Origin of the sequence: Aeromonas caviae (assembly GCF_000819785.1) — a bacterium.
GTDB classification, from domain to species: domain Bacteria; phylum Pseudomonadota; class Gammaproteobacteria; order Enterobacterales; family Aeromonadaceae; genus Aeromonas; species Aeromonas caviae.
In genome coordinates this window covers 38,359-44,614 of the sequence record NZ_CDBK01000065.1, presented here as the reverse complement: position 1 = coordinate 44,614, position 6,256 = coordinate 38,359, and the positions used below count along the sequence as shown (strand labels likewise).

The window sequence follows — 6,256 nt, the reverse complement described above, 5'->3', positions numbered from 1 at the left end:
GCCCGCCTCTCCCTGCTGCTCGTCGTTGCCCGTCCCCCCCGGGACGCCCTGCTCGCCCCCGAGCCCATGCCACCCACCCCGTGAGCCGCCATTCAAGGAAGCCTCGATGTTAGATGTATTGAAGCGCTGGTATCAGACCCGTTTTTCCGACCCCGATGCCGTCACCCTCTTCCTGCTGCTGGTCTTCTGCTTTGCCGTGCTCTGGCTGTTTGGGGATCTGCTGGCACCGCTGCTGGTGGCCCTGGTGATGGCCTATCTGCTGGAGTGGCCGGTGAGTCGCCTGCAACGGGGCGGCCTTTCTCGCACCGTCGCCACCAGCCTGGTCCTGCTGCTGTTCATCACGGTGACGACCCTGATGCTGCTGGGCCTCATCCCGACGCTGGTGAGCCAGGGGGTCAACCTGGCCAAGGAGGCGCCCGCCATGCTGGCCCATGCCCAGGACTATGTCCGCACCCTGCCGGAAAAATACCCCGAGATCATCGACGTCAGCCTGGTGGAGACCATCATCGACAACATTCGCCAGCGCATCCTGACCGGCGGTGAACAACTGGTGAGTGCCTCTTTGAGCTCCCTCATCAACGTGGTGGCCATCCTCATCTACGCCATCCTGGTGCCCCTGATGGTCTTCTTCATGCTCAAGGACAAACAGGTGCTGATGGGGGGCCTGCGCCGCTTCCTGCCCCGCAACCGCACCCTGGTGAACCGGGTCTGGGTGGAGATGAACGACCAGATCATCAACTACATCCGCGGCAAGGTGATCGAGATCGTCATCGTCGGCATCGCCACCTATGTGCCCTTCGCCCTGATGGGATTGCGCTACTCCGCCCTGCTGGCGGTCGCGGTGGGCTTCTCCGTGCTCATCCCCTATATCGGCGCCGCCGCCGTGACCGTGCCGGTGGCCATGGTGGCCCTGTTCCAGTGGGGGCTGACCCCCGACTTCGCCTGGCTGATGGTGGCCTATTTCGTGATCCAGGCCCTCGACGGCAACCTGCTGGTCCCCCTGCTCTTCTCCGAGGCGGTCAACCTGCACCCGGTGGCCATCATCATCGCCGTGCTGGTGTTTGGCGGTCTGTGGGGCTTTTGGGGTGTCTTCTTCGCCATTCCCCTCGCCACCCTGGTCAAGGCGGTGCTCAACGCCTGGCCCAAGCGGGAAGATCTCCCCCGCCCCGCCCCCTGACCCTGGCAAGGGGCGAGGCCGGGTCTCGCCCCTTTCAGATACCGGCCACCAGCTGCACTTCCGTGACGCTGGCTCATGCTTGCCTTATCGGGTTTAATTGAAAACCGACATCCGTTTGACTTGCTACGCCGGTCTGATTCGTTCCCACGCCCACCCACCGACAAGGATCTGTCATGCCCCCACTCCCTGCCCTGCGCCATGCCTCTCTGGGTGCCTTTCTGGCACTGCTGTTCTGTTCTCCCGTCCGGGCAGACCTCGACATCGGGGCCCTCAGCGCCTTCTCCAGCGACAGCCCTGACAGCCCCATTCCCAAGGGGCTGGTGCTGGGCGGGGCCGTCATCGGCGGTCAGGCCCGTTACCAGCACCAGGACGACACCCTGATGCCCATCCCGGGGGCCCTCTATTTTGGTGACAACCTGATGTATCTGGGGGATCGGGCCCGCTACTACCTGAGCCGCAATGGCAACCTCTCGACCTATGCCTTCGGCCGGATGCGCTTTGGCAACCTGGACCCGGACGACGATCCCTTCCTCCATGGCATGGAGAAGCGCAAGGGGCAGTTCGAAGCGGGGTTCGGGGCCGATCTCATCACTCCCTACGCCCTCTGGAGCGTGCGGGCCACCACGGATGTGACCGGCACCAGCAACGGTCAGGAGCTGATGCTGTGGGCCAACTTCCCCATCATCCGCGGTCCCCTGCTGCTGATGCCGGGAGCCGGCGTCATGCTGCGCAGCCACAACCTCGCCAACTACTACTTCGGCGGTGTCTCGCAAGACGAAGCGAGGGCGGACAGGCCGGCGTGGAACACGGGCACCACCCTCTCCCCCATGGTCTCCCTCATCGGCAGCTATCGCTTCAGTGCCAACTGGATTGGCGGCTTTGGCATCAACTACGAACGCTACGACGACGACATCGCGGACAGCCCCATCGTCCAGCATCAGGGAGAACTCTATGCAGGCTTCGGGGTGGGCTACATCTGGTAGCCCCATCCGGACTGGGCAACAAAAAAGGAGCCCATGGCTCCTTTTTTACGGCTATCCGGCGCAGTGCCACCCTGCCACTTCGGCGAGAAATTCGGCGAGCGCCCGGTTGATGAACGCGGGGTTCTCCAGGGTCGAGATGTGACCAGCCCCCGGGATCTCCTTGAACGGGCACCCCAGCACCTCGGCCATCAGATACCCCTCCAGCACAGGGCGAGCCTTGTCCTCACACCCCGTCATCACCAGTGCGGGCAGCCTCATCTCTTCGATCCAGTCGATGCGATCCTCCCGGGTCACGAAGCTGCGGCCCACCGCCACCAGGCTCGCCACCTTGTCGGCGGGCCATTGGGCCAGCCGTGTCTTGAAACCGGCCATCAGGGCCGCGTCCGGTTGATGGGCGAAGAAGAGCGGTGCCACCTGATCGGCGATGGGCGCAGGCACGGCGCCGACCTGTTCGATCATCGCCAGCATGCCGAGATAGCGCTCGCAGGTGATCTGGGGTTCAAGGCCGACGAAGCTGTCCATCAGCACCACTCCCTTGAGGCGAGCAGGCGCCATGCGCGCCAGCTCCACGCCCCACATGCCACCGATGGAGAGCCCCACCAGCACGCACTCGTCGATGCCGAGGGCATCGAGCAGCGCCAGGTGATCCCGGGCCAGGGTCGCCAGGGTGCAGGGCCCCTCGGGCAGCACATCGGAATCCCCGTGACCCCAAAGCTCGGGCACGATGCAGCGATACTGCCCCTTGAGGGCCTCGATTTGCGGTGCCCACATGGCACTGTCCCACAGGTAGCTGTGGCCAAAGAGCAGTGCCGGACCCTGCCCCTCGTCCAGATAGGCCATGCGGCGGCCCGCTATCTCCATAAACTGCTTCATGTTTTCTCCTGTTGCCAGCGGCGATGAAACTGGCTTTCCTGTTTTTCTGTTGCCAGCGGCTGATGAGGCGGCAGTGTAACACGCCACCCTTGGCAGGGGGGCCCGCCTGGTGCAAGCTGGAGAGACTCACAACGAGGAGTCACCAAGGAGAGGATGATGGCCAAGGAAAAGAGCAAGAAACGCCCCCGTCTGGACAAGAAGACCTACGAACATCACCTCGCCCACCTGCAGGAGGAGCTGGTCAAGTTGCAGGAGTGGGTCAAGCAGGAGGGGCTCAAAGTGGTGGTGCTGTTCGAGGGGCGCGACGCCGCGGGCAAGGGGGGCGTCATCAAGGCGATCACCGAGCCCCTCAACCCCCGGGTCTGCCGGGTCACCGCCCTGCCCGCCCCCTCGGATCGGGAGCGCACCCAGTGGTACTTCCAGCGCTACGTGGCGCACCTGCCCTCGGCGGGCGAGATGGTGCTGTTTGACCGCTCCTGGTACAACCGGGCCGGGGTCGAACGGGTGATGGGCTTTTGCAGCGACGACGAGTATCGCGAATTCCTGCGCGCCTGCCCCGAATTCGAGCGGATGTTGATCCGCTCCGGCATCACCCTCATCAAATACTGGTTCTCGGTCAGCGACGAAGAGCAGGAGAAACGCTTCAAGGAGCGCATCAACACCCCCATCAAGCGCTGGAAATTCAGCCCCATGGATCTGCAATCCCGCTCCCGCTGGGTCGAGTATTCCCGCGCCAAGGATGACATGTTCACCTACACGGATACCGAGGATTGCCCCTGGTTCGTGGTGGACGCCGACGACAAGCGCCGCGCCCGCCTCAACTGCATCTCCCACCTCCTTGGCAAGGTGCCCTACGAGGCGATCCACTACGAGCCCATCACCCTGCCTCCCATCAAGACCGAAGGCTATGAGCGCCCGCCGCTCACCAGCCAGCACTTCGTGCCGGACGTCACCGCCGCCCTCGAGTCAGACAAGCACGGGCAGTGACGGGCCCCGGCCAGCCGCACCCGCTGGCCGGAACCCGGGCTTCGGATGACAGGCAATAAAAAGCCGGTCTTGCGACCGGCAAAAGGCATTGAACGTATAGAAAGGAAAACCTGGCACTCTCGCCCTCTCAGGCGCGGATATATTTGGCCGTGCGCGGGAACGCCTGCTCTTTGGCATCGAACAGGTAGCAGGCTTCGGCCGGGATGCCGACGCTGTACTCCTGGCCGGTGGCCACGTCGATGTCGGAGCTCGCCTTGACGGTGAAGTCGTGACCATCCACGTCCATGTAGACGAAGGACTCGGCCCCCAGGTGTTCGGCTACCTGCACCACGCCGCTCACGCGGCTGTCGGCATGGGCATGACCCAGCGGCACCAGGTGCTCGGGGCGAATGCCCAGCTCCACCTTGTCGCCCACCGCGCCGCGACGGGCATCCACCCGGGCACGCACGGTATCGCCGGAGGTGAGCTTGACCAAGCACTCCTGCTCGCCGATCTCCACCAGCTCGCCCGCCAGGAAGTTCATCTTGGGGGAGCCGATGAAGCCCGCCACGAACTTGTTGTCCGGGTTGTGGTAGAGCTCGAGGGGGGTGCCGAACTGCTCCAGGTTGGTGGCCGCCTCGCCCTTGAGCGGGCTCAGCACCACGATGCGGTTGGCCAGCGTCATGGCCTCCACCTGGTCGTGGGTCACGTAGATGATGGTGGAGTTGAGCTCCTTGTGCAGCTTGGCGATCTCGATGCGCATCTTGACCCGCAGGGCGGCGTCGAGGTTCGACAGCGGTTCGTCAAACAGGAACACCTGCGGCTGCTGCACTATGCTGCGGCCGATGGCCACCCGCTGACGCTGACCGCCAGAAAGGGCCTTGGGCTTTCTGTCCAGCAGCGGCTCGAGACCCAGGATCTCGGCGGCGCGCATCACCCGCTTGTGGATGTTCTCCTTGTCCATCTTCTTGAGCTTGAGGCCAAAAGCCATGTTCTCGTAGATGTTCATGTGCGGGTAGAGGGCGTAGGACTGGAACACCATGCCCACGTTGCGCTCCACCGGCGGCACGTCGTTCATGTAGCGCCCGCCGATGGTCAGCTCGCCGCTGGTGATGTCTTCCAGACCCGCGATCATCCGAAGCAGGGTGGACTTGCCGCAGCCGGACGGGCCGACGAAGACGATGAACTCCCCTTCCTTGATGTCGAGGTTGATGCTGCGCAGGGTGTCCTTGTGGACAGCCGGGTCGTAATTTTTGCGAACGTTGTTGAGTACTACTTCAGCCATGTCGAGCTCCGCTCTTGAATCTTTGCAAATCGTGATGACGGGGGGAGCCAGCTCCCCCGGCCATGAACCGTTAACCTTTCACGCCGCCTGCGGTCAGACCGCCCACCAGCCAGCGCTGGGCGAGCAGGAAGACGACCGTGATGGGGAAGCCTGACAGCACGGCGGCTGCGGCGAAGTCACCCCACAGGTAGTTCTGCGGATAGAGGTACTGCTGGGCCCCGACCGCCAGGGTCAGATTGTTCACATCCTGCAACAGGATGGAGGCCATGGGCACCTCGGTGATGGAGCCGATGAAGGCCAGGATGAACACCACCGCCAGGATGGGCACCGACAGGGGCAGCAGGATCAGGCGGAACGCCTGCCACGGAGTAGCGCCATCGATGGCCGCCGCCTCCTCCAGGGAAGAGTCGATGGTCTCGAAGTAGCCCTTGATGGTCCAGACGTGCAGGGCGATGCCCCCCATGTAGGCCAGGATCAGGCCGCCGTGGGTGTTGAGACCCAGCCAAGGGATGTAGTCACCGATCTTGTTGAAGAGCGCGTAGATGGCCACCAGTGCCAGCACCGCCGGGAACATTTGGAAGATCAGCATGCCCTGCAGGATGGTGGACTTGCCACGGAACCGCAGACGGGCGAAGGCGTAGGCACAGGTGGTGGAGAGCACCACTATCATCAGGGCGGTAATACCCGCCACCTTGATGGAGTTCCACAGCCAGGTCAGCACCGGGAACGGCGGCGGCGTGATGCTGCCATCGGCGTTGGTGATGGACATGCCGAGCGCCAGCTTCCAGTGATCCAGGGTCGGATTGGTGGGGATGATCTCCCCCACCGAGAAGTTGCCGTTACGGAACGAGATGGCGATGACCATGATCAGCGGGAAGATGATCAGTGCCAGGAAGCCCCACATCACCAGGTGGGTTGCCCACACCCGGTATTTGACTGATTTGGGTTGTACGATTGCCATGTTGAAGCCTC

General features: G+C 63.5%; 6 protein-coding genes. 3 read left to right on the top strand and 3 right to left on the bottom strand.

What is annotated here, in order from left to right:
* Window positions 1-106 precede the first annotated feature (106 nt).
* On the top strand, window positions 107-1,177 hold the full coding sequence (locus BN1120_RS10000; RefSeq protein WP_029314318.1) for an AI-2E family transporter: 1,071 nt from the start codon (window positions 107-109) through the stop codon (window positions 1,175-1,177).
* 173 nt (window positions 1,178-1,350) lie between these two features.
* Window positions 1,351-2,160, top strand: a complete 810-nt coding sequence (locus BN1120_RS09995) for a MipA/OmpV family protein (protein WP_042015930.1) — start codon at window positions 1,351-1,353, stop codon at window positions 2,158-2,160.
* Between the two features lie 51 nt (window positions 2,161-2,211).
* On the opposite strand, the gene BN1120_RS09990 is transcribed toward BN1120_RS09995, so the two are convergent.
* Complete coding sequence (locus BN1120_RS09990) at window positions 2,212-3,033, bottom strand: alpha/beta fold hydrolase (protein ID WP_042015929.1); 822 nt, start codon at window positions 3,031-3,033, stop codon at window positions 2,212-2,214.
* Window positions 3,034-3,189: 156 nt separating this feature from the next.
* Between BN1120_RS09990 and ppk2 the strand changes: the two genes are divergently transcribed.
* A complete protein-coding gene (ppk2, locus tag BN1120_RS09985) occupies window positions 3,190-4,020 on the top strand; it encodes a polyphosphate kinase 2 (protein WP_010674253.1) in 831 nt (276 codons plus the stop codon).
* 127 nt (window positions 4,021-4,147) lie between these two features.
* Here ppk2 and BN1120_RS09980 read toward each other — a convergent pair whose 3' ends face one another.
* A complete protein-coding gene (locus tag BN1120_RS09980) occupies window positions 4,148-5,284 on the bottom strand; it encodes an ABC transporter ATP-binding protein (protein ID WP_039038631.1) in 1,137 nt (378 codons plus the stop codon).
* Window positions 5,285-5,354: 70 nt separating this feature from the next.
* Window positions 5,355-6,245, bottom strand: coding sequence for a maltose ABC transporter permease MalG (gene malG, locus BN1120_RS09975; protein ID WP_010674251.1), 891 nt, complete (start codon window positions 6,243-6,245; stop codon window positions 5,355-5,357).
* Window positions 6,246-6,256 lie beyond the last annotated feature (11 nt).